Annotated in this window: 28 protein-coding genes; 13 read left to right on the top strand and 15 right to left on the bottom strand. The window is 63.4% G+C overall.

Annotated features, from left to right (window positions below; genetic code table 11):
* Window positions 1-2 precede the first annotated feature (2 nt).
* Window positions 3-641 carry an NUDIX domain-containing protein gene (locus tag DNX69_RS25875; protein WP_110788880.1) on the top strand — a complete coding sequence of 213 codons (639 nt, stop codon included), beginning with the start codon at window positions 3-5 and terminating at the stop codon, window positions 639-641.
* On the opposite strand, the gene DNX69_RS25870 is transcribed toward DNX69_RS25875, so the two are convergent.
* Window positions 625-1,482 carry a C40 family peptidase gene (locus DNX69_RS25870; protein WP_110788879.1) on the bottom strand — a complete coding sequence of 286 codons (858 nt, stop codon included), beginning with the start codon at window positions 1,480-1,482 and terminating at the stop codon, window positions 625-627. The two genes, DNX69_RS25875 and DNX69_RS25870, sit on opposite strands and share 17 nt — an antisense overlap.
* Window positions 1,475-2,857: a leucyl aminopeptidase family protein gene (locus DNX69_RS25865; protein WP_110788878.1), complete on the bottom strand. Its 1,383-nt coding sequence runs from the start codon at window positions 2,855-2,857 to the stop codon at window positions 1,475-1,477. Before DNX69_RS25865 ends, DNX69_RS25870 begins: the two co-directional genes overlap by 8 nt.
* Window positions 2,858-2,974: 117 nt before the next feature.
* Here DNX69_RS25865 and DNX69_RS25860 point away from each other — a divergent pair, with 117 nt between their 5' ends.
* Window positions 2,975-3,775, top strand: a complete 801-nt coding sequence (locus DNX69_RS25860; protein ID WP_110788877.1) for a tetratricopeptide repeat protein — start codon at window positions 2,975-2,977, stop codon at window positions 3,773-3,775.
* A 43-nt stretch (window positions 3,776-3,818) separates the two neighbouring features.
* Here DNX69_RS25860 and DNX69_RS25855 read toward each other — a convergent pair whose 3' ends face one another.
* The 10 genes from DNX69_RS25855 to DNX69_RS25815 form a co-directional block, all read right to left on the bottom strand.
* On the bottom strand, window positions 3,819-4,793 hold the full coding sequence (locus DNX69_RS25855; RefSeq protein WP_110788876.1) for a type II secretion system F family protein: 975 nt from the start codon (window positions 4,791-4,793) through the stop codon (window positions 3,819-3,821).
* 9 nt (window positions 4,794-4,802) lie between these two features.
* The gene (locus DNX69_RS25850) at window positions 4,803-5,777 is read right to left on the bottom strand and encodes a type II secretion system F family protein (RefSeq protein WP_110788875.1); all 975 of its coding nucleotides are present in this window, start codon (window positions 5,775-5,777) and stop codon (window positions 4,803-4,805) included.
* Window positions 5,778-5,790: 13 nt separating this feature from the next.
* Window positions 5,791-7,245, bottom strand: coding sequence for a CpaF family protein (locus tag DNX69_RS25845; RefSeq protein ID WP_110788874.1), 1,455 nt, complete (start codon window positions 7,243-7,245; stop codon window positions 5,791-5,793).
* Window positions 7,246-7,266: 21 nt separating this feature from the next.
* Window positions 7,267-8,538 (bottom strand): AAA family ATPase, encoded by a 1,272-nt coding sequence (locus DNX69_RS25840; protein ID WP_110788873.1) that lies wholly within the window; start codon window positions 8,536-8,538, stop codon window positions 7,267-7,269.
* Window positions 8,535-9,263: a CpaD family pilus assembly protein gene (locus DNX69_RS25835; protein WP_110788872.1), complete on the bottom strand. Its 729-nt coding sequence runs from the start codon at window positions 9,261-9,263 to the stop codon at window positions 8,535-8,537. Before DNX69_RS25835 ends, DNX69_RS25840 begins: the two co-directional genes overlap by 4 nt.
* Before the next feature lie 21 nt (window positions 9,264-9,284).
* Window positions 9,285-10,727: a type II and III secretion system protein family protein gene (locus DNX69_RS25830; protein ID WP_110788871.1), complete on the bottom strand. Its 1,443-nt coding sequence runs from the start codon at window positions 10,725-10,727 to the stop codon at window positions 9,285-9,287.
* 13 nt (window positions 10,728-10,740) lie between these two features.
* Window positions 10,741-11,529 carry a Flp pilus assembly protein CpaB gene (gene cpaB / locus DNX69_RS25825; RefSeq protein ID WP_110788908.1) on the bottom strand — a complete coding sequence of 263 codons (789 nt, stop codon included), beginning with the start codon at window positions 11,527-11,529 and terminating at the stop codon, window positions 10,741-10,743.
* 124 nt (window positions 11,530-11,653) lie between these two features.
* On the bottom strand, window positions 11,654-12,178 hold the full coding sequence (locus DNX69_RS25820) for an A24 family peptidase (RefSeq protein ID WP_110788870.1): 525 nt from the start codon (window positions 12,176-12,178) through the stop codon (window positions 11,654-11,656).
* A gap of 96 nt (window positions 12,179-12,274) precedes the next feature.
* Window positions 12,275-12,451 carry a hypothetical protein gene (locus DNX69_RS26440; protein WP_165825329.1) on the bottom strand — a complete coding sequence of 59 codons (177 nt, stop codon included), beginning with the start codon at window positions 12,449-12,451 and terminating at the stop codon, window positions 12,275-12,277.
* Window positions 12,452-12,515: 64 nt separating this feature from the next.
* Window positions 12,516-12,695: a Flp family type IVb pilin gene (locus DNX69_RS25815; protein ID WP_110788869.1), complete on the bottom strand. Its 180-nt coding sequence runs from the start codon at window positions 12,693-12,695 to the stop codon at window positions 12,516-12,518.
* A 397-nt stretch (window positions 12,696-13,092) separates the two neighbouring features.
* Here DNX69_RS25815 and DNX69_RS25810 point away from each other — a divergent pair, with 397 nt between their 5' ends.
* The 3 genes from DNX69_RS25810 (at window position 13,093) to DNX69_RS25800 (ending at window position 14,912) form a co-directional block, all read left to right on the top strand.
* Window positions 13,093-13,587: a pilus assembly protein N-terminal domain-containing protein gene (locus DNX69_RS25810; protein WP_110788868.1), complete on the top strand. Its 495-nt coding sequence runs from the start codon at window positions 13,093-13,095 to the stop codon at window positions 13,585-13,587.
* Between the two features lie 161 nt (window positions 13,588-13,748).
* On the top strand, window positions 13,749-14,282 hold the full coding sequence (locus DNX69_RS25805) for a TadE/TadG family type IV pilus assembly protein (RefSeq protein ID WP_110788867.1): 534 nt from the start codon (window positions 13,749-13,751) through the stop codon (window positions 14,280-14,282).
* Between the two features lie 12 nt (window positions 14,283-14,294).
* Window positions 14,295-14,912, top strand: a complete 618-nt coding sequence (locus DNX69_RS25800; protein WP_110788866.1) for a TadE/TadG family type IV pilus assembly protein — start codon at window positions 14,295-14,297, stop codon at window positions 14,910-14,912.
* A gap of 103 nt (window positions 14,913-15,015) precedes the next feature.
* On the opposite strand, the gene DNX69_RS25795 is transcribed toward DNX69_RS25800, so the two are convergent.
* The 3 genes from DNX69_RS25795 to DNX69_RS25785 form a co-directional block, all read right to left on the bottom strand.
* Entirely contained in the window at window positions 15,016-15,228 is a 213-nt protein-coding gene (locus tag DNX69_RS25795; RefSeq protein WP_011440687.1) for a cold-shock protein, read from the bottom strand.
* Window positions 15,229-15,508: 280 nt separating this feature from the next.
* Window positions 15,509-15,787, bottom strand: a complete 279-nt coding sequence (gene infA / locus DNX69_RS25790; protein WP_011159210.1) for a translation initiation factor IF-1 — start codon at window positions 15,785-15,787, stop codon at window positions 15,509-15,511.
* A 24-nt stretch (window positions 15,788-15,811) separates the two neighbouring features.
* Window positions 15,812-17,233, bottom strand: a complete 1,422-nt coding sequence (locus tag DNX69_RS25785) for a DEAD/DEAH box helicase (protein WP_207803193.1) — start codon at window positions 17,231-17,233, stop codon at window positions 15,812-15,814.
* Window positions 17,234-17,733: 500 nt separating this feature from the next.
* On the opposite strand from DNX69_RS25785, the gene urtA reads away from it, so the two are divergent.
* The 8 genes from urtA to DNX69_RS25740 all read left to right on the top strand — a co-directional run bounded on the left by urtA (window position 17,734) and on the right by DNX69_RS25740 (window position 25,669).
* The gene (gene urtA, locus DNX69_RS25780) at window positions 17,734-19,068 is read left to right on the top strand and encodes an urea ABC transporter substrate-binding protein (protein ID WP_110788864.1); all 1,335 of its coding nucleotides are present in this window, start codon (window positions 17,734-17,736) and stop codon (window positions 19,066-19,068) included.
* Window positions 19,069-19,159: 91 nt separating this feature from the next.
* Entirely contained in the window at window positions 19,160-20,773 is a 1,614-nt protein-coding gene (urtB, locus tag DNX69_RS25775) for an urea ABC transporter permease subunit UrtB (RefSeq protein WP_110788863.1), read from the top strand.
* Window positions 20,774-20,945: 172 nt separating this feature from the next.
* Window positions 20,946-22,112: an urea ABC transporter permease subunit UrtC gene (urtC, locus tag DNX69_RS25765; RefSeq protein ID WP_110788862.1), complete on the top strand. Its 1,167-nt coding sequence runs from the start codon at window positions 20,946-20,948 to the stop codon at window positions 22,110-22,112.
* 4 nt (window positions 22,113-22,116) lie between these two features.
* Complete coding sequence (gene urtD / locus DNX69_RS25760; protein ID WP_110788861.1) at window positions 22,117-22,881, top strand: urea ABC transporter ATP-binding protein UrtD; 765 nt, start codon at window positions 22,117-22,119, stop codon at window positions 22,879-22,881.
* Window positions 22,882-23,104: 223 nt separating this feature from the next.
* On the top strand, window positions 23,105-23,800 hold the full coding sequence (gene urtE / locus DNX69_RS25755) for an urea ABC transporter ATP-binding subunit UrtE (RefSeq protein WP_110788860.1): 696 nt from the start codon (window positions 23,105-23,107) through the stop codon (window positions 23,798-23,800).
* A 228-nt stretch (window positions 23,801-24,028) separates the two neighbouring features.
* Window positions 24,029-24,868 carry an urease accessory protein UreD gene (locus DNX69_RS25750; RefSeq protein WP_110788859.1) on the top strand — a complete coding sequence of 280 codons (840 nt, stop codon included), beginning with the start codon at window positions 24,029-24,031 and terminating at the stop codon, window positions 24,866-24,868.
* Window positions 24,869-24,914: 46 nt separating this feature from the next.
* Complete coding sequence (locus DNX69_RS25745; RefSeq protein WP_110788858.1) at window positions 24,915-25,217, top strand: urease subunit gamma; 303 nt, start codon at window positions 24,915-24,917, stop codon at window positions 25,215-25,217.
* A gap of 137 nt (window positions 25,218-25,354) precedes the next feature.
* Entirely contained in the window at window positions 25,355-25,669 is a 315-nt protein-coding gene (locus DNX69_RS25740) for an urease subunit beta (protein WP_110788907.1), read from the top strand.
* The last annotated feature ends 13 nt before the right edge of the window (window positions 25,670-25,682 follow it).

The following is a 25,682-nucleotide window of genomic DNA, read 5'->3' as shown; positions in this document are numbered from 1 at the left end:
TGATGAGCGAGAGCAACGAGACTGATCAGCTCGCGGACCGCGTGGCTGACGTCATGGTGTCGACGCCCGAACTGATCGGGCAGGGCTTCATGGCCTATGAACGCTTCGAGGTTTCGCTGCGGCGGGACGGAGAGCCTCCGCTGTTGCAGCGGCGAGACGTGCTGCGCGCCAGCCGTGTCGCCGCCGTGATCCCGATCGATCTGGCGCGGGATTCGATCGTGTTGATCCGACAGTTTCGCCTGCCGGCGCATCTCGCCACCGGTCGTGGCGACATGGTCGAAATCGTCGCTGGACGGATCGATTCTCACGAAAGCGACGCGGATGCCGCGCGGCGCGAATGTATCGAAGAGATCGGCGTGGCGCCAACGCAGCTCGCTGAGCTCTATCGTGTGCTACCGACACCCGGCATCACCGACGAGCAGATCGTTTTCTTCGTCGGCCACGTCGATTCCAGCGCCATCCTGCAACGGGCTGGCCTTGCGGAAGAGGATGAGGACACCGAGCCGTTCGTCGTTGCGATCGATGAGGCGCTGGCTGCGCTGAGCCGCGGCGCTTTCAACAATGCGCTGCTGGTCACGGCGATGCAGTGGCTGGCGCTCAACCGCGCGCGGCTGCAAGAGTGCTTCAGCCGAGCCGCCTGATTGCAGTCAGCGCGCTGCCGGCGGCTGCAATCCGGGCGATCGCCTCCTGGGTCGGCTCGGTCGCGGTCGCCATGTGATAGGCGTTGGCGTGGACGAGGCTGACGGCGTCGCGCGCAATCGCGACGTGGCCGTTCCAGAACAGTAGATCCCCGCGCTTCAGCGCCGTCTGATCGGCGAGCGACACGGACGTGCCGAGCGCGGCTTGCTGCATGTCGCTGTCGCGCGGTGCCGCGATTCCGCAAGCCGCCAGCGCGGTTTGCACCAGACCTGAGCAATCGATGCCGAGGCTGCTTCGGCCGCCCCACAGATACGGCGTGCCGAGGAAGCGCTCGGCGATTGCGACGAAATCGGATTCGACGTGGGCGAGAGGAGCGACGTGCTGGCGCGGGACGTACCAGCCCTCCTGCGTCACCGCGAAGCTCTCCTGCTCGCGGATGATCGTCAGCCGCGCGCCGAGTGGCAACGTCTCCGCCGGTGGCAGTTTGATCGAAGGACCGGGGAACGCCAAGGTGCGTAGCGCCGTCACTTTGTGGGTCGGTTCTGCGGTAGGCTTGTACAAAGCGAGGTCGGGCAGCCAGCCGACATAGCTGTCGGTCATCAGTTGGCCCCAGGCCCAGCCTTCTTCGGTGCGCTCATAAACGGTGACGCGCTCGCCCTTGAGCGCTTCGGTCTCCAGCATCGCGCCGGCAAACGGCTCGCGCCGCACCGGAGCGACGCCGTAGCTGACTTCGAACACCTCGCCTTCGACGAAGCGGGCCGCGGAGACTTGGCCCTCGAGGTATTTGGCCGCGAGGTCCGGCCGCGCCGGCGTCAACCTCCGATCGAAACGCGGGTCAGCCATAGCGCTCGCTCAACAGCGCGAAGATCGCGCGCGCCGCCTGACATTCGCCGCCCTCCGGCCGACCGGGCTTGGCCTTCGGCGTCCAGCCGTAGATATCGACGTGCAGCCAGCTCTTGGCGGCTTCGACGAAGCGCTGCAGGAACAGCGTGCACGTAATCGAGCCGGCAAAGCCGCCGGACGGCGCGTTGTTGATGTTCGCGACCTTGGAGTCGAGCCACGAGTCGTACGGGCCCCACAGCGGCATCCGCCACAGCGGATCGTTCTCCGCGCTCGCGTGACGCGCGACGTCGAGCGCCAGCGCCTCGTCGTTGGTGTAGTAGGGCGGAAGATCTGGGCCGAGCGCGACGCGGGCGGCACCGGTCAGCGTGCCGAGATCGATCAGCAGATCCGGCGCGTCCTCGTCCGCATAGGCCAGCGCATCGGCCAGCACCAAGCGGCCTTCGGCATCGGTGTTGCCGATTTCGACGGTCGGCCCTTTACGCGAGGCGAAGATGTCGAGCGGCCGCATCGCGTTGCCGGCGACGGAGTTCTCGACCGCCGGGATCAGCACGCGGAGCCGCAGTTTCAATCCGGCGTCCATGATCATCGACGCCAACGCCAAGACGTTGGCGGCCCCGCCCATGTCCTTCTTCATGATCAGCATCGCGCTCGACGGCTTCAGATCCAGACCGCCGGTATCGAAGCACACGCCCTTGCCAACCAACGTGACCTTCGGGTGGGACAGATCACCCCAGGTGAGATCGATCAGTCGCGGTGCACGGGTCGACGCCATGCCGACGGCATGGATCAGCGGAAAATTCTGAGTAGAGAGCTCGTCGCCAACGATGACGCTGAGGTTCGCGCCGAACCGCGTCGCCAGCGCCTCGGCGGCCTCCGCGAGTTCGGCCGGGCCCATATCGTTCGCCGGCGTGTTGATCAGGTCGCGTGCCAGCGCGGCGGCTTCGGCAGCGCGGCTGACCGCAGCGGGATCGACCCCATCGGGCGGCACCAGCCGTACCGCCGGCGGCTCGACCTTGCGATAGCGGCCGAACTTATAGGTGCCGAGCGCGAAGGCGAGCGCCGCGAGCCGCGCGTCGTGTGGCGCATTGGCGAAGCGATAGACGCCGGCCGGCAGCAGGCCGGGCAGGGCGCCCGGACGAAACGGGTCATGGCTTCGTGCGCCGAGTTCATCGAGGCCGAACAACACGTGTCCAATGTCGCCGTCCGCTGTCGGCAGCGCCAGATATTGGCCGGGTTTGCCGCTGTAGCCGTTCGCCGAGGCAAAGCGCTGCGCCGCTTGCGGCAGCCCGGCGCGAACGGCGTCCCAACTCGACTTGGTGACGAATGAGATTGGAGTCGTCTTCTGCTCGGGGGCGGATTGGAAGATCGGATGCATGAGGTGCGGCTCTTTGCGAATCGTGGGCGGCGGCGCCACCGCAGGGGATTAACCCAACATTAGGGTTAACGCTCTATTGCTGAAGCGGAATTGGACGGTTTTGTGAGTAACGGTGCCATGCGCGAGCTGCCCTGTCTTGCCCGGATTGCCACCTCCGCGGCCCTCTCCGTCGGATTGGCCATGATGCTCGCCGGTTGCAAGACCATCGGCATGCCGGACGTCACCGGCTCCCTGGGCGCGCGGGCGGAAGCTCCGGCCGATCCGCAGCGTATGGAACAGATCGCCGGCGAACGCTATCGCTCGCGGCCCCGCGATCCAGACGCAGCAATTGCTTACGGCAATGCGCTGCGCGCGATTGGGCAGCGGGCCCAGGCCGTGGCGGTGCTCGAGAAGGCTTCGCTCGCCAATCCCAGCAATAAAGCGGTGCGAGCCGCGTACGGCCGCGCGCTCGCCGACAACGGTAATTTCCAACTGGCGTTCGACACGCTGTCCCGGGCGCACAGCCCGGACAATCCGGATTGGCGGATCTTGTCGGTGCAGGGCACGGTGCTCGACCAGATGGGCCGCAACGACGAGGCGCGGCGTTACTATGCCAGCGCGCTGCGGCTGGCGCCTGGAGAGCCCTCGGTGCTGTCGAATCTCGGCATGTCCTACGTCCTGACCAAGGATCTGCCGAAGGCCGAAGAGGTGCTGCGGCAAGCCTATGCCAGCGGCCGCGCCGACTCCCGAGTACGGCAGAACCTCGCGCTGGTGATCGGTCTGCAAGGACGCTTTGCGGAGGCCGAGTCGATCGTCCGCGCCGATCTGCCACCGGACGAGGCTGCCGCCAATGTCGCCTATCTGAAGCAGATGGTGAGCGGCCAGGATGCAACGCGCACAGCGGGCCGCAAGGTCGGCGTGATGGCGTCGGGCCGCTGATCGAAATTGCTGTCGACGCCGGACGCCCCGGCGGAGCCGCTCTTTACTGCATGGCCGCGACACGAATGCCGGTCGGTCCGAGAATGACCACGAACAGGACCGGCAGGAAGAACAAGATCATCGGAACGGTGAGCTTGGGCGGCAACGCGGCGGCCTTCTTCTCGGCCTCGTTCATCCGCATGTCGCGATTTTCTTGCGCCATCACCCGCAGGCTGTGGCCGAGGGGGGTGCCGTAGCGTTCGGCCTGCTGCAGCGCCAAGCACACGGACTTCACGCCGTCGAGGCCGGTCCGGTGCGCCAGATTCTCATACGCCTGCTTGCGATCTTGCAGATAGGACAATTCGGCGGTCGTTAGAGTGAATTCCTCGGCAAGCGGAATCGATTGCGAGCCGATTTCCATCGACACCCGGCGGAATGCCGTTTCAATCGACATTCCGGACTCGATACAGATCAGCAGCAGGTCGAGCGCGTCGGGGAAGGCGCGCTTGATCGACAACTGACGTTTCTGAATCGCGTTCTTCAGGAACAGCATCGGCGCCTGCATGCCGAGGAAAATCGCGGCGATGCAGATACCGACCTTGATGGTGGTTGGCTGATCGATCTTGGCGATCACGAATACATACAATGCCGATGCGACTCCGAACGCGATTGGCGCCACCATGCGGAAGAACAGGAACGTGATGTAAGGCGCCTGGCCGCGATAGCCGGCCATCACCAACTTGTCGCGTGCGCTTTCCTGAGCCAGCCATTTGGAGAGATTGAAGTCTTCGACCACGCGCGCGACCAGCTTCTTTGGAGCCTGCCGGAGCGAAACCTTCTCTGATTTGGCGAGCCGATCGCGTTCGCGCTGGCGGATACGTTCCCGTTCGCTGCCAACGGCCTTCATTCGCTTGGCGAGCGGTTGGCCGGCAAGGAACGGAGTGACCAGGGTGTAGACCGTCGCACTCGCCGCGATTGCCGCGAGCAACGACGCCATGAAGCGCGCGTCTTCGAACTTCGCTATCAGGAAATCGATCATGGCCCACCCTCAGAAGTCGAAGTTGATCATCTTCTTCATCACGAAGATGCCCGCCGACATCCAGAGCACGCACCCAGCGAGCATGATGCGGCCGATAGGATGCGTCCACAGCAGTGCGATGTAGTCCGGTGTGGTCAGATACACCAGCAGCATCACGATCGGGGGCAGCGATCCGATGATCGCTGCCGAGGCCTTGGCCTCCATCGACATCGCCTGGATTTTCTCGGCCATCTTTTTACGGTCGCGAAGCACCTTCGACAGGTTGGACAGCGCCTCCGCCAGATTGCCGCCCGACTTCTGTTGGATCGAGATCACGATGCCCAGAAAGTTGGCTTCGGGCAGCGGCATCCGATCGTACAGACGCGCGCAGGCTTCATCGAGCGGCATGCCGATCGTCTGAGTCTCGATAATGGCATTGAACTCGGTTCGAAGCGGCTCCGGCGCATCGGCAGCGACCATCTTGATCGAGTCGAACAGTGGCAGGCCGGCTTTAATGCCGCGGACGATGACGTCGACGGCGTCAGGGAGAGCGGCGAGAAACTTCTTCTCGCGCCGCCGCTTGAGAAAGCCAAGGGTCCAGCGCGGCAGACCGAAGCCAGCGGCGAAGCCCAGACCGGCCGCGGCGATCAGGCTCGCGCCAAACAGGATCGCGATGCCGAGAACAGTCACGCCCAACACAGCGGAGAGGGTGCCGAATTTGGCGGGGGTCCAGTCGAGCCCTGCCTGCGACAGCCGGGTATTCAGCGGGACCTTCTTCTGCTTTGCGTTGCGGGTCTCGATCTCCTTCAGCGAGCCCTCGACTTGTTCGCGTCGCGATCGCTGAACGCGATCGACCTGGCGGACCGTTGGCGTGGTGCGGGCCACCGAGCTCAGCCGTTTCTCGACCTTGGTGTCGCCGGAGAGCGACGGATAGACGAAGACCCAAGCCAGACCACCGACGGCGATCGCGGCGAAGAAGCCGAGTGCGAGCGTTTGCATCTCCATCGCACCCGTCTCCTTATGTGGTCGCCGCGACCTCCGCGGCATCGAGCGCCGCGGCGAGTCGTTGCTCTTCGCCGAAGTAGCGGGCGCGTTCCCAGAACCGCGGACGACCGATACCGGTGGATCGGTGACGGCCGAGGAGCTGACCGTTGGCGTCTTCCCCGAGGATATCGTACAGGAAAATGTCCTGCGTGATGATGGTGTCGCCTTCCATCCCCACCACCTCGGTGATGTGGGTGATGCGCCGCGAGCCGTCGCGCAGGCGAGCCGCCTGGATGATGACGTCGATCGACGCACAGATCATCTCGCGAATCGTGCGCGACGGCAGCGAGAAGCCTCCCATCGTGATCATGGATTCACAGCGCGACAGTGCTTCACGCGGGTTGTTGGCGTGCAGCGTGCCCATCGAGCCGTCGTGGCCAGTGTTCATCGCCTGCAACAGGTCGAATGCTTCGGGGCCGCGGACTTCGCCGACGATGATCCGCTCTGGTCGCATGCGCAGGCAGTTGCGGACTAAATCACGCATCGTGACCTGGCCCTCACCCTCGATGTTGGGCGGGCGCGTTTCCAAGCGCACGACATGCGGCTGCTGCAGTTGCAGTTCGGCCGCATCCTCGCAGGTGATGATGCGCTCGTCGTCGTCGATATAGTTGGTCAGGCAGTTGAGCAGGGTGGTCTTGCCCGAGCCGGTGCCGCCCGAAATCAGCACATTGCAGCGGACGCGGCCGATGATCTGCAGGATCTGCGCGCCCTCGTAGGAAATCGCCCCGAACTTGACCAACTGCTCGAGCGTCAGCTTGTCTTTCTTGAACTTGCGGATGGTGAGCGCTGGTCCATCGATCGCCAGCGGTGGCACGATGGCGTTGACGCGGGAGCCATCGGCAAGGCGGGCATCGCAGATCGGGGAGGATTCATCGACACGCCGGCCGACCTGGCTGACAATGCGCTGGCAGATGTTGAGCAGCTGCTGATTGTCGCGAAACCGGATGCCGGTGCGCTGAATACGACCAGCCACTTCAATATAGACCGTCCCGGCGCCATTAACCATGATGTCGGAGATGTCGTCGCGCGACAGCAGTGGTTCGAGCGGGCCGTAGCCGAGCACATCGTTACAGATATCGTCGAGCAGTTCTTCCTGCTCGGCGATCGACATCACGATATTCTTGATCGCGATGATCTCATTGACGATGTCGCGGATTTCTTCGCGGGCGGATTCGCCGTCGAGCTTGGCGAGCTGCGCCAGGTCGATCGCTTCGATCAGCGCACCGAAAATGGTCGCCTTGACCTGATAGTAGTTTTCCGAGCGACGGGTCTCGACCACCGGCGGGGGCATCGGGATAGCCCGTGCAGGCGCAATCGGCGGCGAGGAGATCGCCGGCCGTGGTTCGGGTGCACGCGTTGCCGCTTCCGGCGCAAAGCTCGCCGGCTTCGGAGCCCTGACGTCGTTATCCGGTCCGCGCTTACCAAACACCTCGATACTCCAACTTCAGACTCACTTGGCCCGCAACTTCTCCAGAAGCGGCGCCAGGAACATACCCTTCGCCTTTTTGGTCTCACCGCGCCCCGTCAGCCGCTGGGCGATCTGCAGGAACATGTCTGTGGTTTTGTGGTTTGCTGCGATCTCCGCGATCATCTGGCCATTATTGGCGGCGGCCCCGAACATCGGCGGGTCGAACGGAATTGAGACGATCGGCGGGCTCTCGATCGCCTTGGCGAATTCGTTCGTGGAGATCTCCGGCCGCTTCGGAACGCCGACCTGGTTCAGGCAGTATAGCGGTGGGCGGTCGTTCGGCCGCGCAGCCTTCAGCAGGTCGATCAGATTCTTGGTGTTGCGCAGGTTCGCGAGGTCCGGCGTCGCGACGATCAGGATGTCATCGGCGTTGGTGAGTGCGCGTTTGGTCCACCCCGTCCACTGATGCGGAACATCGAGCACGATGCAGGGCATCGTGCTGCGTAGAGTGTCGAAAATCGCATCGAATGCGTCGACACCGAAATCGTAGACGCGATCCAGCGTAGCCGGTGCGGCAAGCAGGCTGAGGTGGTCGGTGCATTTCGACAGCAGCCGATCGACGAAGGCGGTGTCGACCCGCTCCGGCGAGAATACAGCCTCGGCAATTCCCTGCGGCGGGTCCTGATTGTAGTCGAGCCCGGCGGTGCCGAATGCCAGATCGAGGTCTGCGACTACCGAGTCGAGCGCAAGGTCTCGCGCGATCGCCCAGGCGACGTTGTGGGCGATGGTGGAGGCGCCGACCCCGCCTTTTGCTCCGACGACGGCAATGATGCGACCGACCGCCTTGGCTTCCGGGGCGGAGAACAAGTTGCAGATCGACTGCACCACATCGATCGGGCGGACCGGGGCGATCGCATAATCGCTGACGCCGCGCCGGACCAGTTCGCGGTACAGCGTCACGTCGTTGACTTTGCCGATGACGATCACCCGGGTGCCGGGATCGCACACCGTCGCGAGTTGATCGAGACCGACCAACACGTCGCTGCGCGCGTCGGTCTCCAGAATGATGACATTGGGTGTCGGTGCAGAGCGATAGGCCTCTATCGCTGCGACGACGCCGCCCATCTGGATTTTCAGATGCGCCTTGGCGAGCCGCCGGTCTTCGCCGGCAGCCTGCACCGCAGCTGCGGTCTCGACGGTCTCGCAGAAGGCTTGAACGGACACCCGCGGCGCCGGCGCAATATGCTCATCCGGCGCGGGAGCCACAGCCGCTGCGGCCGGTTCGTCCTGGTTCTCGCGGGAATAGCTGATCATTGTCCGGCGTTGCTCAATTTAGTTTTGTCGGAAGTGTCGGGTTTGGTGGTCCGATAGGCGTCGTTGGTGACGACGCGTCGCGCCGTATAGGGCGGCGTTTCGGGCCGCGGCTGGACCAGGTCTGCGGGGTTGTCGACCATCGCCGCGAGATTGCGCTGATTTGCGCAACCGAGATTCCAGTACTGGCGGTTGTCGAAGTAGCCCTTGTTCTTGATGCTGGGACCAAGATCCTCTGGCCACAGACCGCAGGGGCCGGCGACGGCAGCGATCCGCGGATAGATCAGCCGGATGGTCGCGAAGGTCCGCGGATCAGCCGGCCGATAGTGCTTCACGGTGACGCCGCGCGGCGGCACGCCGCCGGCGGCCAGCAGTGAGCGGATCTCCCGAATGGAATCCGAAGCCGCCCGAGCGTTCGGCGTATCGATCGGTACTTCGGCGATGATCGGGCCGGTGCCTTCGCGCAGCCAAGTCTGGCCGAACTCTGCCACGTCGGCGCGTTGGGGCGCAGTCAAGCCGCCGCGGCCGTTGCCGATGAAGACTTCGACGGTGCGGTCGGCTTCCCTGATCGCGATCGGATGGCGCTGCCGATAGTCGCTCGGAATGCTCTGCGTCACCTCGACTTCGCGACTGGTATGGGTGCAGCCCCCCAGCGACAGCGAAAAACCGATCAAGGCGGCCCCAAGACTGAGGCCGCGCATCGCTCTGGCGGATGTGGTGGATATCATCGTCCTGTCCTCGCCCCGCCTTTAGTCGGTGATGAAGCCGAAATGGCCGCGATAGGTGCGTGCCGGCTCGGTGCGACCGGGGACGCCATAGAGTTTGTTGATGCTGCCGAGCAGATCCGACTGCGGGTCCGAAGCATCGGCGAAGCCGTCATCCGGCCGCGACAGATCCTTCTGCGCCACTGCACGCACCACATAGGGCGTCACCAGCACCATCAGCTCGGTTTGGCGATTGATGTAGTCGCGGCTGCGGAACAGGCTGCCGAGCACCGGCAATTGCGCTGCGCCCGGTAGCCCGTTGATCGCCTGCTTGGTTTGTTCCTGAATCAACCCGGCCATCGCCAGGGAGCCGCCGGAAGGGATCTCAACCGTGCTCTCGACCCGGCGGGTCTTGATCGACGGCACCGACAGGCTGTTGATGACGACCGAGTTGTCGCTCGAGACCTCCGAGACCTCGGTCATCACCTTGAGGCTGATCCGCCCCGCGGTCATCACCACCGGGGTGAAGTTGAGCAGAATACCGAACTTCTTGAATGTGACCGATGGCGTGCAGACGCCGTTGCTGCAGGTCACGCCGCTCGGCACGGGGAATTCGCCGCCGGCCAGGAACGTGGCCGGCTCGCCCGAGATTGCGGTCAGGTTCGGTTCGGCGAGGGTGCGCACCACACCGGCACTCTCCATCGCCCGCAAGGTGGCGGTGACCGATGGCAGCGATCCAAACTTGGTCGTCAGCGCGTTGTTTGGCACCAGCGCGGAGCCCGATTGCGTAAACGGGTTGGTGTTGTTGAAGTTCACGACCGCTGTGCCGTAGGCGAGGTTCGCGCTGAGGTCGACGCCGAGCTGTTTGACGATGTCGCGCTGCACTTCGGCGACGGTGATCTTCAGCATCACCTGGTCGCGTCCGCGAACGGCGATGTTGTTCACCACCTTCTTGTCGTCGCCAACGAGGCGCGCTGCCAGATCGAACGCCTGCTGCGCTTCGATGGGGGAGCCGACCCAGCCGGTCAGCATTACGCCATCGCCGAGTCCCTCGACGTGAACATCTCCGTTCGCAATCGACTGCTTCAGGGCAGCGCGGATACCGTTAAGGTCCCGGGTCACTGCGATGTCGTAGGCGGCGATCTGCTGGCCGCTGGAGTCGAAGAAGACGATGTTGGTCTGCCCAACGGTGGCGCCAATGATATAGGCCCGCTGTGCCGACCGGATCACGGCGTTCGCGATTTTCGGATCCGCGACCAGGACGTCCTTGATGTCGCGTGGCAGGTCGATCACCATCGACTTGCCGATACCGAGCGCGATCGACTGAGCGTTCAGGCCGGAACTCGAAGCTGCCACCGGAGCTGCGCGGTAGTCGCGTGCCTGAACGGCGGTCAAGCTCGGCAACAAACTGAGCGCCGCCGCGGCGGACAGCGCCAGCGCCGCGCTTCTCAAGGGCCGGGTGGGTCGGGGGCCGATTTCGCGGGTCATCGCCGTCCTCGGGTCACTTCTGCGACGTCGTCTGGGTGGTGACGCCGTAGCGCACCACGTTGACTGTGCCGCGCTTGGCGTCGGTTTCGGTGGAGGCGGGCTGGCTGGCGTCGGCGAGGCTGCGCAGGGCCAACGACAGCGTTCCGCTCTGGCGTGCACGCGCGAGGTACTCGGCCTGCTCCGGCTTCAATTCCAGCGTTGCGGTCTTGCCGACCACGACCTTCTGGCCGTTCTTCTCCTCGATGGTCTGGTCGATCGCGAGCACGCGGATATTGCTCAGAATGATCTCCGAACTGACCTGATCACCAGTCGCCTGATCGGAATTCCGTCCGCGCTTGGACAGGATCACATCGACTCGGTCGTTCGGCAGGATGAAGCCACCTGCACCGGTTTCCGGGGAAATCTCGGTCGAGACCGCTCGCATTCCGCTGGGAAGGATCGCGGCCATGAAGCCCGAACCGTTGGCCTTCACCAGCTTCTGCTCGCGGATCGGTTCGCCGGCTATGAAGGGGGAGCGCGCCACCGAGCCGACAATCTCGGTTGTCGCGTTCGGTTGTTCGTTTCGGCGAATGAACTTCGAACTCGCAGTAGCCGACGGCCAAGTCTGCCATTGCAGGTCGCCGGGGGTGACGGCCTGACCCAGCGGAATATCGTTCTTGGCGACCAGGACCTCCACGGTCGGCAACTGAGCCACAGGCGCGGAAGGGGCGGCGGGCGGCGGGCCGGATGTGCTCGCCAGGTAAGCAGCGACGCCGCCGGCACCGACTGCGATGGTCAGGACGACAATGCGCGCGGTATTCATACGCTTCACTTTCCACATGACACGGGCGGCGCACCCGCCGCAGTGAGGCGAGTTGACCAGCTATTCGTCAAAGCATGGTTAATGAGGCGTATCTAAATCGCGTTAACGAGGGGTTCCTGTCCGCTCAGCCCCAAGCGAGTCGGGCCAGATCGACCCCTCGGATCCATTGGGTCTGCGGATAGATCATCAGCGCACCGGTCGCGAGTGCAATTCCATACGGGATACCGGTCTCACGATCGTGGAGCCGTAACAGCCAGCTTTGTCCGACCAGCGGATAGGGGACCGGCCATTGTCGGAAGCTCAGGATCAACAACGTCAGCGCGCCGCCGAACAGAGAGGTGTAAAGTAGGTAGTCGAGCAAATGTTCGAAACCGAGCCACAACGCGGCGGCTGCCGCGACTTTCGCGTCTCCGCCGCCGATCCATCCCATGGCGAAACACGCGAAGGCTACGGTTAGGACCGCGGCGCCGGCGCCGACATGGGATAGAACGTCGTAGGCGCCGAATCCGCTGAACGGTACCAGCAGCGCAAAGCCGACGACGAGCAGTAATGACACGCGGTTCGAAATCGTCATCGTAATCAGATCGCTCGCCGCGGCGAATGCCATCAAAGCGGGGAAGAGTGATATCCGCAGGAGATCAACGATCATCGGTTGAGCCTTGTTCGCTCAGGCGGTCGGGGACGCCGCGAGTACATCCCGTGAACGGATCATTAGCGCGAGAACGATCAGAAAATGCGGGATGGCTCACAACGTCAACAAAACGCGAGCCATCACGGCAGCGATCGCGAGGATCAGCGCTACGCACACGATCTGGCGAACCGTGGCCTCGCGCGTTGCAAGTTGTGTTGTGGTGGGCTGCCATGGGCTCATTCGATCTACATCGGGCACGAGGCTTATCGAGTCCTCTTGGTCGGCGAGCATGTGGCATTCAATCAAAGAAGGCCTCGGACGGACCGAGGCCTTGATTGATCGGTTACAGTCGAAGTTATGGGGTGGTGGTACCGCTCAGCTGGCTGTTGATTGAGGTGAATTTGGCCGACAGAGTGCCGCCCAGGGTATTCACGATCGTGATGATAGCCAGCGAAATGCCGGCAGCAATCAGGCCGTACTCAATGGCGGTGGCGCCGGATTCGTCCTTGATGAAACGCGCAACGATGTTCTTCATCGGGTAGCTCCATGTACACGTGGCTGTCGAACTCTGTTTGGTCTTGCCGGCGTTCTCAGCACCGTGACCATGGCGTTGAACCTAGGTGCGGGAAATTGCAGCGCAGTTAATTCGATTGCGTAAAAACGAGGGCATCGACCGTTTCCGTGGACCTTCTTGCCGAGGGTAAATGTGCTGTTAATTTGAAGTAATTGCGCAGCGGGTGTGCTGCCTTTGGTGTGCCTATACCGTGGAGCGTTCGACCGGACGCTCATTTGCTTCAAAATCGGACAAAGTAGATTGAATGCGAACCTTTCGGTTTGCGGTTCGTTCATCAATTGACGTCACTTTGACACCGTCGGGCGCCGGCACCGCTGCGTATTGCTTAGGCCGGCTCGTAAACGTCCCGGAGTAAAGTATGTCGTCGTTCCGCTTCGCGCGCCGCTTCAGCGCCGTATTGTTCGTTCCGTCGCTCCTGGTCGGTCTTTGCTCTGCACCGGCGATCGCGGGCACCGAGGATTCGATTTCCGTCAGCGTCGATCAAGCCAAGCTGATCAAGCTGCCGCAAGACGTTGCGACGATCGTCGTCGGCAATCCGTTGATCGCAGATGTCAGCTTGCAGCCCGGCGGCATGGTGGTCATCACCGGCAAGGGCTATGGTGCCACCAATGTCATTGCCATGGACCGTAAGGGCATGGTCGTCGCCGATCGCGTGATTCAGGTCGAGGGTCCGGCGGATAAGGTGGTGACCGTGTATCGTGGCACCAACCGAGAGTCCTATAGCTGTGCGCCGATCTGCGAGCGCCGGATGACACTGGGCGACTCGGAGGCCTACTTCAAATCCACGATGGAACAGGCCGGAAAGCTCAACGAGCAGGCGAGTAGCGCGTCGGTGGCGACCAGGGCGAACTGATCGGCGCCGTTAGTCGTCGGCGACCGATGATCGGAGCGCCATGGTTGACGAGGGCTTAACGGCGCGCGCCATTTTGCTCGGATCCGGCGAAACACTTCCACAATGTGTTCCGATTAGTCTTGCTGGTGACAAGACCACTCGACGAAGAGGACTGCCGATCGATGCCTTTCATCGTCTCACCAGCGCTGGCATTGGCCCGCAGATTTCGCCGCAGCGGACAAGGTTCCGCAGCGGTGGAGTTCGCGATGGTGGCTCCGATCTTTTTCGCCTTATTGTTTGCGATCATTGAAGTGGGGCTGATCTTTTTTGCGGGTCAGGTGCTCGAGACCGCCGTGCAGGATTCGTCACGGTTGATCCTGACCAGACAGGCTCAGGACGGTTCGATGCAGGAGACGGATTTCAAGAACGATGTCTGCAATCGGGTGAAGGGGCTTTTCAGCTGCGACGGCATTTATGTGGACGTCGAGAACTACGGCAGCGATTTCAGCAAGGTCGAACTCGTCACCCCGATCGACAAAGATAAGAACTTCATCGACAACATGAAGTACGATATCGGTGGGCCGGGGGACATCATTGTGGTCCGTGTGTTCTACCAGTGGCCGCTGTTCGTCACCGGGCTGGGCTTCGATCCGTCGAACCTCGCGAATGGCAACCGCTTGTTGATGGCGACTACCGCCTTCCGTAACGAGCCCTGAACGAGATTGACGATGCGCGCTCCGAAGAAGTACCTGCGCCGCGTCCGTTTCCTGCTCTGGCGACTGCGTGAGGATCGGCGTGGCGTGGCGGCGATCGAGTTCGCGATGATCGTGCCGTTGATGCTGTTGATGTTGTTTGCGACCGTGGAAATCACTGCGGGAATTGCGGCGGACCGCAAGGTGACGCTGGTGGCGCGGACGTTATCGGATCTGGTCTCGCAGGCCAGCAGCGTCACCGATAACGACATGAAGAATGTGTTCGCGGCCAGCTATGGCGTGCTGACACCGTATTCGCCCGACGGTGCGAAGGCGACGATCACCGAGATCTACGTCGACAAGAATCAAGTCGCGAAGGTGCTGTGGAGCAAGTCGGGGACGGTGACGCAAAGCGGTAGCACCGCTTCGGCAACTCTTGCGGCGTCGCCCCATGGCGCTGGTGACACGATCAATATCCCGGCCGGGCTCAAGGTCCCCGATACGTTCCTGATCTTCAGCGAGTTCACCTATCGGTATCAGCCGACGATCGCGTATCTGCTACCGAAAGCGGGAATTGACCTGAACGATACGTCCTACACGCGGCCACGGCAAACCAAATGCGTCAACTATCCGCAAGCTGCGGCTTGTCCCTGAAGCCGGTGCTTCTGCAGGCGGGCAGGGGGCACAAAAGCAACGGCAACAAAAAACGAGGCCGCGCTTGTGGCGCGGCCTCGTTCGATTCAGAACCGAAATCTGCTCAGCTTGCAGCGCGCAGATTGTCGGCCGACGACTTGCCAGAGCGACGATCGGCGACGATCTCGTAGCTGATCTTCTGGCCCTCGCGCAGGGTGCCGAGACCGGCACGCTCGACTGCGCTGATGTGCACGAACACGTCGTTGCCGCCATCATCCGGCTGGATGAAGCCGTAGCCCTTGGTGGCGTTGAACCACTTCACGGTTCCCATGCTCACGGGTGGTAGTCCCTTCTCAATATAGACACGGTCGATGCCCACTTGGTCTCAGGTGGGCTGGTGAGATCGAATTTTTGGAAGGGTCGTCAGCGTTCTGAACCGGCTGTACCGGTGGATAGCTAATGTCGTCCGGCCGAAAATCGATTAACAGATATTATGCGAAGCCTGCCCTCAAAACAATCCTGGCATGCGCGATTTTTTAAGGCTCGCAGGTTCCAGGCCGATTCGGGCTTCGGCGCTCTGCCGCGATCGGCAAAGCGCCTTTGTTGGGTGTGTTCGCTCAGCGTCGGCGGAACTGGCCGCGCGGCGGGCCGCTGCGCGGCGGACCGCCGGGCCGCTCGTCCTTGTGGCGGAAGATCAGCCGGCCTTTTTCGAGATCGTAAGGCGACATCTCGACCGTAACCCGGTCGCCTGCCAGCGTCTTGATGCGATTCTTCTTCATCTTGCCGGCGGTGTAGGCGACGATTTCGTGTCCGGTGTCGAGCTGCACGCGATAGCGCGCATCGGGGAGAATTTCGGTCACCAGTCCTTCGAACTGGATCAGCTCTTCTTTGGCCATCGGGATCTCCAGATCGGCTTTTCGTTAGCGATGCGGTCGTTGCTGAGTGGTCGGCTGGGCGGGGCGATTCTTGCGCTGCAAAAATGCCACTCCCTGCAGGCCCTCGCCATTCCCGCCGTGCTGCGGTCGAGGTGCTGCCTCATATCGGCTGGCGTCCGTTTGGCGGGCAGGCCCGGCTGCAGGACCGCGGCGCCGACGATTCTTTCCCCGCGTCGGTGCATCGCCGTTGCGCGGCGAATGGCCGTGGGGCGATTGACGGGGCCCGCGGTGCGGAGCAGGAGCCGGGTTGGCGTGGGCGCCCGGGGTACGGCGGTCCTCCTTCGGCAGCGACACCTTGATCAGCTTTTCGATGTCGCGCAGATACGCCATTTCTTCGCCGGCGCACAACGAGATCGCAGTACCTTCGGCGCCGGCCCGCGCGGTGCGGCCGATGCGGTGGACATAGGTCTCAGGGATATTCGGTAGGTCGAAATTGACCACATGCGACACGCCGTCGACGTCGATACCGCGCGCCGCGATATCGGTCGCTACCAGGGTTCGCAGCTCGCCGGTGCGGAACGCCGCAAGCACCCGCTCACGATAGTTCTGCGATTTGTTGCCATGGATCGCGTCGGCGGTAATGCCCGCCCGGGCGAGGCCCTTCACGACCTTGTCGGCTCCGTGCTTGGTTCGGGTGAACACCAGCGCCTGGTTGATGTTCTCGTCCTTCAGAAGCTGGGCGAGTACGGCCGGCTTGGCGGAATGGTCGAGCTGGATCACCCGCTGGTTGATGCGCTCGACGGTCGAGGACACCGGCGTCACTGCCACCCGGGCCGGATCGCGCAGCATGTGCTCGGCGAGCTCGGCAATGTCCTTCGGCATGGTGGCCGAGAAGAACAGCGTCTGCCGCTTGATCGGCAGCTTGGCGACGATCTTCCGGATATCGTTGATGAAGCCCATGTCCAGCATGCGGTCGGCTTCGTCCAGCACCAGGAATTCGACCTGGGTGAGCTTCAGCGCGTTGCCCTGAACCAGATCGAGCAGCCGACCCGGGGTGGCGACCAGCACGTCGACGCCGCCCATCAGCGAGCGGACCTGCCGGCCCATCGGCACGCCGCCGATCGCCAGCGTGGCGCTGAGATGGATGTGGCGGCCATAGGCGTTGAAGCTGTCGAGGATCTGGCCGGAGAGTTCGCGGGTCGGGCTCAGCACCAGCACACGGCAGGTCTTGGAGGCCGGCTTGATCCGGTTCTGCAGCAGGCGATGCAGGATCGGCAGCGCGAACGACGCGGTCTTGCCGGTGCCGGTCTGGGCGATGCCGACGACGTCACGGCCGGCGAGCGCGAGCGGGATGGTCTGCGCCTGGATCGGCGTCGGGGTGTGGTAGTTTTCTTCCTGGAGGGCGCGAGAGATCGGATCGGCGAGGCCGAATTCCTGAAATGAGGTCAAAAGGCTGGTTCTTTCCATCATGAAAGCAAACGCCCGACGGCAGCCGTCGGGAGCGCTTGGCAACTCTGAGACGCTCGCGTGTCCGGAACGTCGGCTATAATCGGATGAAAGGCGAACCAGAAACCGCAGTTCGGATAGAATGCGGGATCAGAACACGCGGCTCGCAACGACCTGAAGAATCTCTAGGTCTCTCACAGTCATATGGAACATCGCTGCACTGCTTTCAAGGTCGAATTGCAGACCGGCGCCGGATGATTGCAAGCGGCGCGCGACAGAGCAGGAAATGGCCACCACGCCGTTGATTGCCCAATTATTGAGCTGATTGAACAGGCGGCGATCAATTGTTCTGCCTGGTTGGTGAGCGGGTGCGCTATTTGCAATCTTTGCTCGATGACAAAATGACGCGTCCGATCATGAGCTTACCCGCATCGGTAGGGGTGGCATAGATCTTGCGATCATCTCGCTGCAGACGGCCGTTGGGGCCGCGCATCATGTCTGCGTCAGGGAGATGACACCTCATGCATATTGAAACAAAGCGTCTTGCAGCGACGCCGATCAGCCGCCGCAAATGGCTGGCTGCTGCGGCCGGCTTGGTTCTCGGTCTGTCGGCTTTCGGTCCGGCGCGAGCGGCGGACGACACCATCAAGGTCGGCATCCTGCATTCGCTGTCGGGCACCATGGCGATCAGCGAAACCACGCTGAAAGACGTGATGCTGATGCTGATCGACGAGCAGAACAAGAAGGGCGGCGTGCTCGGCAAGAAGCTCGAGGCGGTGGTGGTCGACCCGGCCTCGAACTGGCCGCTGTTCGCCGAGAAGGCGCGCGAGCTGATCACCAAGGACAAGGTTTCGGTGGTGTTCGGCTGCTGGACCTCGGTGTCGCGCAAGTCGGTGCTGCCGGTATTCAAGGAGCTGAACTCGATCCTGTTCTACCCGGTGCAGTACGAAGGCGAGGAGAGCGAGCGCAACGTGTTCTACACCGGCGCCGCCCCGAACCAGCAGGCGATCCCGGCGGTCGACTACCTGATGAAGGAAGAGAAGGTGAAGCGCTGGGTGCTGGAAGGCACCGACTACGTCTATCCGCGCACCACCAACAAGATCCTCGAAGCCTATCTGAAGTCCAAGGGCGTCGCCCCCGAAGACATCATGGTCAACTACACCCCGTTCGGGTTCTCCGACTGGCAGACCGAAGTCTCCAAGATCAAGACCTTCGGCTCGGCCGGCAAGAAGACCGCGGTGGTCTCCACCATCAACGGCGATGCCAACGTGCCGTTCTACAAGGAGCTCGGCAACCAGGGCATCAAGGCCACCGACATTCCGGTGGTGGCGTTCTCGGTCGGTGAAGAAGAGCTCGCCGGCATCGACACCAAGCCGCTGGTCGGCCATCTCGCCGCCTGGAACTACTTCGAGTCGATCAAGACCCCGGCGAACGAGAAGTTCATCAAGGACTGGCACGCGTTCACCAAGAATCCGAAGCGCACCACCAACGATCCGATGGAAGCCCACTACATCGGCTTCAACATGTGGGTGAAGGCGGTCGAGAAGGCCAAGTCGTTCGATCCGGACAAGGTGATCGAAGCGCTGCCCGGCATCAAGCAGGCCAACCTGACCGGCGGCACCTCGGAAATGCTGCCGAACCACCACATCACCAAGCCGGTGTTCATCGGCGAAATCCAGGCCGACGGCCAGTTCAACGTCGTCTCGCCGGACGATCCGAAGAAGGCCAAGCTGGTGCCGGGCGACGCCTGGTCCGACTATCTGCCGGGTTCGAAAGACCTCGAAGCCGACTGGGTCAAGCTGAAGTGCGGCAACTACAACACCGTGACCAAGAAGTGCGGCGGTCAGGGCTCCTGATGTCCTGCTGACTTCGCATTCGACCGGGCGGCGAAGCCGCCGCCCGGCTCTCCTCGACGACGCCCTCGTTCATCCTTGCCGGGTTAATTCAGTGTCATTGATCCATCTGTCGCGCCTGCTGTTCGCCGCCGTGGTGATCGCGTGGGCCGCCGCCGCAACGCCGCCGGCGTTCGCTGGTCCCTATGAGGACGCCGTGGCGCAATTCGCCGAGGGCTCCTTCGCCGATTCCGAGGAGGCGGTCGGCAAGCTGGTCGCATCCGGCAATCCGCGCGCCGCCGCCATCATCACCGCGCTGCAGGACGGTTGTCTTTACAAGGACGAGGACACCAAGCTGGTATTCATCAAAGGCACCGACGATAAGATCAGCAACGCCGTGACCGGCGAAGCGGTCGCCGCGCTGCCGGACAATGCCAGCAAGGTCCGCCTCAACAACAAGCTGCGGCGCACGGTCGAAGCCGCAATGGCCGGGCTGACCCTGATGTCGCCGGATCTCGACAAGCGGATCCAGGCCGCCCAGCAGGTGTTCAAGAGCCACGACGAGGCGATGCTGCCGACCGTCGAGGCCGCCCTCAAGGCCGAGAAGAACGCCGCCGCCAAGCAGGCCTTTGTCGAGGCGCGGGCTTCGATCCTCCTGTTCAAGGCCGATGCGTCCGATCCCGACAAGCTCGACGCGATCGCGGTGATGAAGGCGCGGGGCGATCAGGACGCGCTGGCGCTGCTGACCGGCATGCCGGCGCAGCAGAGTGCCGCCGTCAGCAATGCGATCGCCGGCGCGAAAGCATCGATCGACCGCAATCTGGCGATGTGGTCGCTGGTGCAGAATGGCTGGTACGGATTGTCACTCGGCTCGGTGCTGCTGCTCGCCGCGATCGGGCTCGCCATCACCTTCGGTGTGATGGGCGTCATCAACATGGCGCACGGCGAGATGGTGATGCTCGGTGCTTACACCACCTTCGTGGTGCAGGAAGCGATCCGCACTCATTATCCGGCGCTGTTCGATTATTCGCTGCTGATCGCCGTGCCGCTGGCGTTCCTGGTCGCCGGCGCGATCGGCGTCTTGATCGAGCGCAGCGTGATCCGCTTCCTGTACGGCCGTCCGCTGGAAACCCTGCTCGCCACCTGGGGCATTTCGCTACTGCTGCAGCAGGCGGTGCGCACCATCTTCGGCGCCAACAACCGTGAGGTCGGCAATCCGAGCTGGATGAGCGGCGCGTTCGACATCGGCCAGATCACCATCACTTACAATCGGCTCTGGATCCTGTGCTTCACGCTCGCCGTGTTCGCGCTGCTGCTGGCGATGCTGCGCTACACCTCGCTCGGGCTGGAAATGCGCGCGGTGACGCAGAACCGCAGGATGGCGGCGTCGATGGGCATCGCCACTTCGAGGGTCGATGCGCTGACCTTCGGGCTCGGCTCCGGCATCGCGGGCATTGCCGGTGTGGCGCTGTCGCAGATCGACAACGTCTCGCCGAACCTCGGCCAGAGCTACATCATCGACAGCTTCATGGTCGTGGTGTTCGGCGGCGTCGGCAATCTGTGGGGCACGCTGGTCGGTGCGTTCTCTCTCGGCATCGCCAACAAGTTCCTGGAGCCGTTCGCCGGAGCGGTGCTCGGCAAGATCGCGATCCTGGTGCTGATCATCCTGTTCATCCAGAAGCGCCCGCGCGGCCTGTTCGCGCTGAAGGGCCGTGCGGTGGAGGCATGAGGATGATTGGGATGCACCTCCGCTGTTCCGCTTCGCAGCCTGACTCCCTCTCCCGCTTGCGGGAGAGGGCTGGGGTGAGGGCTCTTGCCACAAGCTCAGTGCTTGTGGACCCCCACCCCCGACCCCTCCCCGCAAGGGGGAGGGGAGCACGCCGTGCTTGGGGGGAACGTCGATGACCCCGCACATCCTCACCCGCTCGCTGGATCGCGGAGCGACGATCTTTCTGGTGATCCTCGCCGGAATCGGCATCTTGCTGCCGCTGCTCAATCTGCTGACGCCGGAGTCTTCGGCGCTGCACGTGCCGACCTATCTGATCTCGCTGTTCGGCAAATATGTCTGCTACGCCATCCTCGCGCTGTCGATTGATCTGATCTGGGGCTATTGCGGCATCCTCTCGCTCGGCCACGGCGCGTTCTTCGCGCTCGGCGGCTACGCGATGGGCATGTATCTGATGCGCCAGATCGGCAGCCGGGGCGTCTACGGCAACCCGGTGCTGCCGGACTTCATGGTGTTCCTGAACTACAAGGAACTGCCGTGGTACTGGTACGGCTTCGACATGTTCTGGTTCGCCGCCGTGATGGTGTTGCTGGTGCCGGGGCTCTTGGCCTTCTGCTTCGGCTGGCTGGCGTTCCGCTCGCGCGTCACCGGCGTGTATCTGTCGATCATCACTCAGGCGATGACCTACGCGCTTTTGCTGGCATTCTTCCGCAACGATTTCGGTTTCGGCGGCAACAACGGCCTGACCGACTTCAAGGATATCCTCGGCTTCAATATCCAGTCCGACGGCACCCGCGCGGTGTTGTTCCTGCTGAGTTGCCTCGCACTCGGCGTCGGCTTCCTGGTCTGCCGTGCGGTGGTCACCTCCAAGCTCGGCAAGGTGCTGATCGCGATCCGCGATGCCGAAAGCCGGACCCGGTTTCTCGGCTACCGGGTCGAATCCTACAAGCTGTTCGTGTTCACGCTGTCGGCCTGCATGGCCGGCGTCGCGGGCGCACTCTACGTGCCCCAGGTCGGCATCATCAATCCGAGCGAATTCGCTCCGGCCAATTCGATCGAAGCGGTGATCTGGGTCGCGGTCGGCGGCCGGGGCACGCTGGTCGGCGCGGCGCTCGGCGCGATCGTCGTGAACTACGCCAAGACCGTGTTCACCTCCGGGCCGCTAGCGCCGTATTGGCTATTCATGCTCGGCGCGATGTTCGTGGCGGTGACGCTGCTGCTGCCGAAAGGCATCGTCGGCACTGTCAATGCGTGGCTGGCCTCGCGCAAGCTGCCATCGACCGACGCCGCCGACAGCGCGGCGCGCGAAGACGGCGTGATCCAACCGAAGCCGGCGGAGTGACGTCATGAGCATGCTCGAAACCCGCTCGACCTCGGCGATGCTGTATCTCGACGGCGTCCACGTCTCGTTCGACGGCTTCCACGCCATCAACAATCTGTCGCTGACGCTGGAGCCCGGCGAGATGCGGGCGATCATCGGCCCCAACGGCGCCGGCAAGACCACGATGATGGACATCATCACCGGCAAGACCAAACCGGACAAAGGCGAGGTGGTGTTCGACGGCACCGTCGACCTCACCAAGCTCGACGAGACCGAGATCGCCAAGCTCGGCATCGGCCGCAAATTCCAGAAGCCGACGGTGTTCGAAAGCCAGACCATCGAGGACAATCTCATGCTGGCGCTCAACGTCGATCACAGCGTTCGCGGCACGTTGTTCTGGCGGCGGAGCAGCGACGAGAGCGAGCGGATCGAGCGCGTGCTCGACGTCATCCGCCTGCGCGACGCCCGCGACCGGCTCGCCGGATCTTTGTCCCACGGCCAGAAACAGTGGCTGGAGATCGGCATGCTGTTGGCGCAGGATCCCAAGGTGCTGTTGGTCGACGAACCGGTCGCCGGCATGACCGACGTCGAGACCCAGCAGACCGCGGAGCTGCTGCGAGAGATCAACAGCCACGACAAGACCGTGATGGTGGTCGAGCACGACATGACCTTCGTCCGCGAACTCGGCGTCAAAGTCACCTGCTTGCACGAGGGCACGGTGCTGGCCGAAGGAACGATCGACGACGTCTCGGCGAACGAGCGCGTCGTAGAAGTGTATCTGGGGCGGTGATGCGCAATCTTCCAATGATGTTTCACGCGGCGTCTCCCCGCTCTCAACCGTCATCGCCCGCGAAGGCGGGCGACCCAGTATTGCAGAGCGCCACCGCGTCTTCACCGCAGCGCTGCGGCGTACTGGATCCCCCGCATGCGCGGGGGATGACGTTTGTGAATAGGATGACTGCCGTGCAATTCAAGCGGGCCGTCGCTGAACCGACGTATTGAGGACGCCATCGATGCTCACCGTCGACAACATCAATCTGTATTACGGGGCCGCGCAGGCGCTTCGCGGGGTGTCGATCGCGGCGGAGCCCGGCAAGGTGACCTGTGTGCTCGGCCGCAACGGCGTCGGCAAGACCAGCCTGCTGCGGGCGATGGTCGGGCAGCAGCCGATCGCGTCCGGCGCGATCACCTTCGACGGCACCGATATCTCGCATCTGAAGCCGTATGAGCGGGCGCGGCGCGGCATTTCGCTGGTGCCGCAGGGCCGCGAGATCTTCCCGCTGCTGACCGTGGAGGAGAATCTGAAGACCGGCTACGCGCCGCTGAAGCGCGCCGACAAGTCGATCCCCGATGACGTGTTCTCGCTGTTTCCGGTGCTCAACTCGATGCTGAACCGCCGCGGCGGCGACTTGTCCGGCGGTCAGCAGCAGCAACTCGCGATCGGCCGCGCCCTGGTGATGCGGCCGAAGCTGCTGCTGCTGGATGAGCCGACCGAAGGCATCCAGCCATCGATCATCAAGGACATTGGCCGGGCGATTTCGTATTTGCGCAATCTCGGCAACATCGCCATTGTGCTGGTCGAACAATATCTCGATTTCGCCTGCGAGCTCGGCGACAGTTTCGCGGTGATGGATCGCGGCTCGGTGAAATACACCTGCGACCGCGCCAATCTCGATCCCGCCGAGATCAGCCGGCAGATGGCGCTGTAGGACGGTTTTTGACTCATCAGTTTCGGCATCACCACGAGCGCCCGTCTTCACCTCTCCCCGCGCACGGGGAGAGGTCCATCGGCGTCGCGCAGCGATGCCGATCGGGTGAGGGGGCGTGTCCGCAGAGCCGAGAGACCGTGACTCGCGTCGCCCCTCACCCCACCCCTCTCCCCGCAAGAGCGGGGCGAGGGAGCTCGCCGCGTGCGGGGGAAAGCTGCGGTTCGAACAATGGCGTTCACTGATACGACTCTCGCCACCTCGCAGACCTTCGACGCCAATCGTGCAGTTGGCGTTGTTGCCGTGGCGGTGCGGGTGGATGGCGGCGTGACGCGGCGGGGGGCGGTGCAGGAGGCCGGCTCGCTGCGGGTGCGGTTTCCGTCGCCGGAACAGCAGGGGCTGTCGGCCGTGCTGGTGAATACCGCGGGCGGCATCGCAGGTGGCGATCGCTTCAGTATCAGCCTCGATGTTCAAGCCGGCGCACGGCTGACGCTGACCACGGCGGCGGCCGAGAAGGTGTATCGCAGCCATGGCCCGGCTGCGCAGCTCGATGTCACCCTCAAGGTCGCGAGCGGCGGCCATCTGGCGTGGCTGCCGCAGGAGACCATCCTGTTCGACCGTGCCCGCGCCGAGCGCAAGATCGATATCGATCTTGCGGAGGATGCCTCGCTGCTGCTGTCCGAGATGGTGATTTTCGGCCGCTCGGCGATGGGGGAGACGATGCAGCACGGCCGCTTCGTCGACCGCTGGCGGATGCGGCGCGGCGGCAAATTGGTGTTCGCCGAGACCGTGCGGCTCGATGGCGAGATCGGAGCCCTGCTGGCCCGCCCCGCAGGGGCCAAAGCCGGCGTCGCGATCGGCACGGCGCTGATCGTGCCGGGCGATGCGGCGCTGGTCGAGCGGCTGCGCGCGGCGGCCGATACGTTCGGCGCCGAGGTTGGGATTTCGGCGTGGAATGGGTTTGCAATGGCCCGGTTCTGCGCCCAAAATGCCGCGAAGCTGCGCGCCGACATGATGACCGTTCTCGGCCGCGCCGCCGGCCGTGCGCTGCCGCGGCTGTGGCTGAGTTGATCCCGCGTCACGCCCGAATCTCAGGCTCATTCAATCGAGTGCCTTCATGAACCTCTCCCCCCGCGAAAAGGACAAGCTTCTGGTCTCGATGGCAGCGATGGTCGCGCGCCGCAGGCTCGAGCGCGGCGTCAAGCTCAATCATCCCGAAGCCATCGCGCTGATCACCGACTTCATCGTCGAGGGCGCGCGCGATGGCCGCAGCGCCGCCGAACTGATGCACGCCGGGGCCCAGGTGATCACCCGCGACCAGTGCATGGACGGCATCGCCGAAATGATCCACGACATCCAGGTCGAGGCCACATTCCCCGACGGCACCAAGCTCGTCACCGTGCACCAGCCGATCAGGTAAGCGGCAATGTGCCGTCGCTTCGAAAGCCCTTTCGTTCGTCATTGCGAGGAGCGCAGCGACGAAGCAATCCAGGGCCACGCGTGCGGCCCTGGATTGCTTCGCTTCGCTTGCAATGACGCCTGTTGTGGAGAATGACCATGATTCCCGGTGAACTGTTCATCGAAGACGGCGAGATCGAGCTCAATGCCGGGCGCACCACGGTGATGCTGACGGTGTCGAACACCGGCGACCGGCCGATCCAGGTCGGCTCGCACTATCATTTCTTCGAAACCAATCCGGCCCTGCAATTTGACCGCGACAAGGCGCGCGGCATGCGGCTCGACATTGCCGCCGGCACCGCCGTCCGCTTCGAGCCCGGCCAGAGCCGCGACGTCCAGCTCGTCACGCTCGCCGGCAAGCGTACCATCTATGGCTTCCGCGGTGACGTGATGGGGAAGCTGGACGAGGCTTGAGGCTGCCGCCGGT

Origin of the sequence: Rhodopseudomonas palustris, from assembly GCF_003226555.1 — a bacterium.
Classification (GTDB): domain Bacteria; phylum Pseudomonadota; class Alphaproteobacteria; order Rhizobiales; family Xanthobacteraceae; genus Rhodopseudomonas; species Rhodopseudomonas palustris_I.
Note: the sequence above shows the minus strand (reverse complement) of the source record. Positions and strands in the feature narration are given on the sequence as shown.

Excerpts from the sequence above, each read along its gene's own strand:
- DNX69_RS25745 (WP_110788858.1), top strand. The coding sequence starts at position 24,915 with ATGAACCTCTCCCCCCGCGAAAAGGACAAGCTTCTGGTCTCGATGGCA.
- DNX69_RS25820 (WP_110788870.1), bottom strand. The coding sequence starts at position 12,178 with ATGATCGTTGATCTCCTGCGGATATCACTCTTCCCCGCTTTGATGGCA.
- DNX69_RS25740 (WP_110788907.1), top strand. The coding sequence starts at position 25,355 with ATGATTCCCGGTGAACTGTTCATCGAAGACGGCGAGATCGAGCTCAAT.
- urtA (WP_110788864.1), top strand. The coding sequence starts at position 17,734 with ATGCATATTGAAACAAAGCGTCTTGCAGCGACGCCGATCAGCCGCCGC.
- urtD (WP_110788861.1), top strand. The coding sequence starts at position 22,117 with ATGAGCATGCTCGAAACCCGCTCGACCTCGGCGATGCTGTATCTCGAC.
- urtE (WP_110788860.1), top strand. The coding sequence starts at position 23,105 with ATGCTCACCGTCGACAACATCAATCTGTATTACGGGGCCGCGCAGGCG.
- DNX69_RS25750 (WP_110788859.1), top strand. The coding sequence starts at position 24,029 with ATGGCGTTCACTGATACGACTCTCGCCACCTCGCAGACCTTCGACGCC.
- DNX69_RS25875 (WP_110788880.1), top strand. The coding sequence starts at position 3 with ATGAGCGAGAGCAACGAGACTGATCAGCTCGCGGACCGCGTGGCTGAC.
- DNX69_RS25785 (WP_207803193.1), bottom strand. The coding sequence starts at position 17,233 with ATGGAAAGAACCAGCCTTTTGACCTCATTTCAGGAATTCGGCCTCGCC.
- DNX69_RS25835 (WP_110788872.1), bottom strand. The coding sequence starts at position 9,263 with ATGATATCCACCACATCCGCCAGAGCGATGCGCGGCCTCAGTCTTGGG.
- DNX69_RS25810 (WP_110788868.1), top strand. The coding sequence starts at position 13,093 with ATGTCGTCGTTCCGCTTCGCGCGCCGCTTCAGCGCCGTATTGTTCGTT.
- DNX69_RS25805 (WP_110788867.1), top strand. The coding sequence starts at position 13,749 with ATGCCTTTCATCGTCTCACCAGCGCTGGCATTGGCCCGCAGATTTCGC.
- DNX69_RS25840 (WP_110788873.1), bottom strand. The coding sequence starts at position 8,538 with ATGATCAGCTATTCCCGCGAGAACCAGGACGAACCGGCCGCAGCGGCT.
- urtC (WP_110788862.1), top strand. The coding sequence starts at position 20,946 with ATGACCCCGCACATCCTCACCCGCTCGCTGGATCGCGGAGCGACGATC.
- DNX69_RS25855 (WP_110788876.1), bottom strand. The coding sequence starts at position 4,793 with ATGATCGATTTCCTGATAGCGAAGTTCGAAGACGCGCGCTTCATGGCG.
- DNX69_RS25800 (WP_110788866.1), top strand. The coding sequence starts at position 14,295 with ATGCGCGCTCCGAAGAAGTACCTGCGCCGCGTCCGTTTCCTGCTCTGG.
- DNX69_RS25815 (WP_110788869.1), bottom strand. The coding sequence starts at position 12,695 with ATGAAGAACATCGTTGCGCGTTTCATCAAGGACGAATCCGGCGCCACC.
- cpaB (WP_110788908.1), bottom strand. The coding sequence starts at position 11,529 with ATGAATACCGCGCGCATTGTCGTCCTGACCATCGCAGTCGGTGCCGGC.
- infA (WP_011159210.1), bottom strand. The coding sequence starts at position 15,787 with ATGGCCAAAGAAGAGCTGATCCAGTTCGAAGGACTGGTGACCGAAATT.
- DNX69_RS25850 (WP_110788875.1), bottom strand. The coding sequence starts at position 5,777 with ATGGAGATGCAAACGCTCGCACTCGGCTTCTTCGCCGCGATCGCCGTC.
- DNX69_RS25870 (WP_110788879.1), bottom strand. The coding sequence starts at position 1,482 with ATGGCTGACCCGCGTTTCGATCGGAGGTTGACGCCGGCGCGGCCGGAC.
- DNX69_RS26440 (WP_165825329.1), bottom strand. The coding sequence starts at position 12,451 with ATGCTCGCCGACCAAGAGGACTCGATAAGCCTCGTGCCCGATGTAGAT.
- DNX69_RS25830 (WP_110788871.1), bottom strand. The coding sequence starts at position 10,727 with ATGACCCGCGAAATCGGCCCCCGACCCACCCGGCCCTTGAGAAGCGCG.
- DNX69_RS25865 (WP_110788878.1), bottom strand. The coding sequence starts at position 2,857 with ATGCATCCGATCTTCCAATCCGCCCCCGAGCAGAAGACGACTCCAATC.
- DNX69_RS25860 (WP_110788877.1), top strand. The coding sequence starts at position 2,975 with ATGCGCGAGCTGCCCTGTCTTGCCCGGATTGCCACCTCCGCGGCCCTC.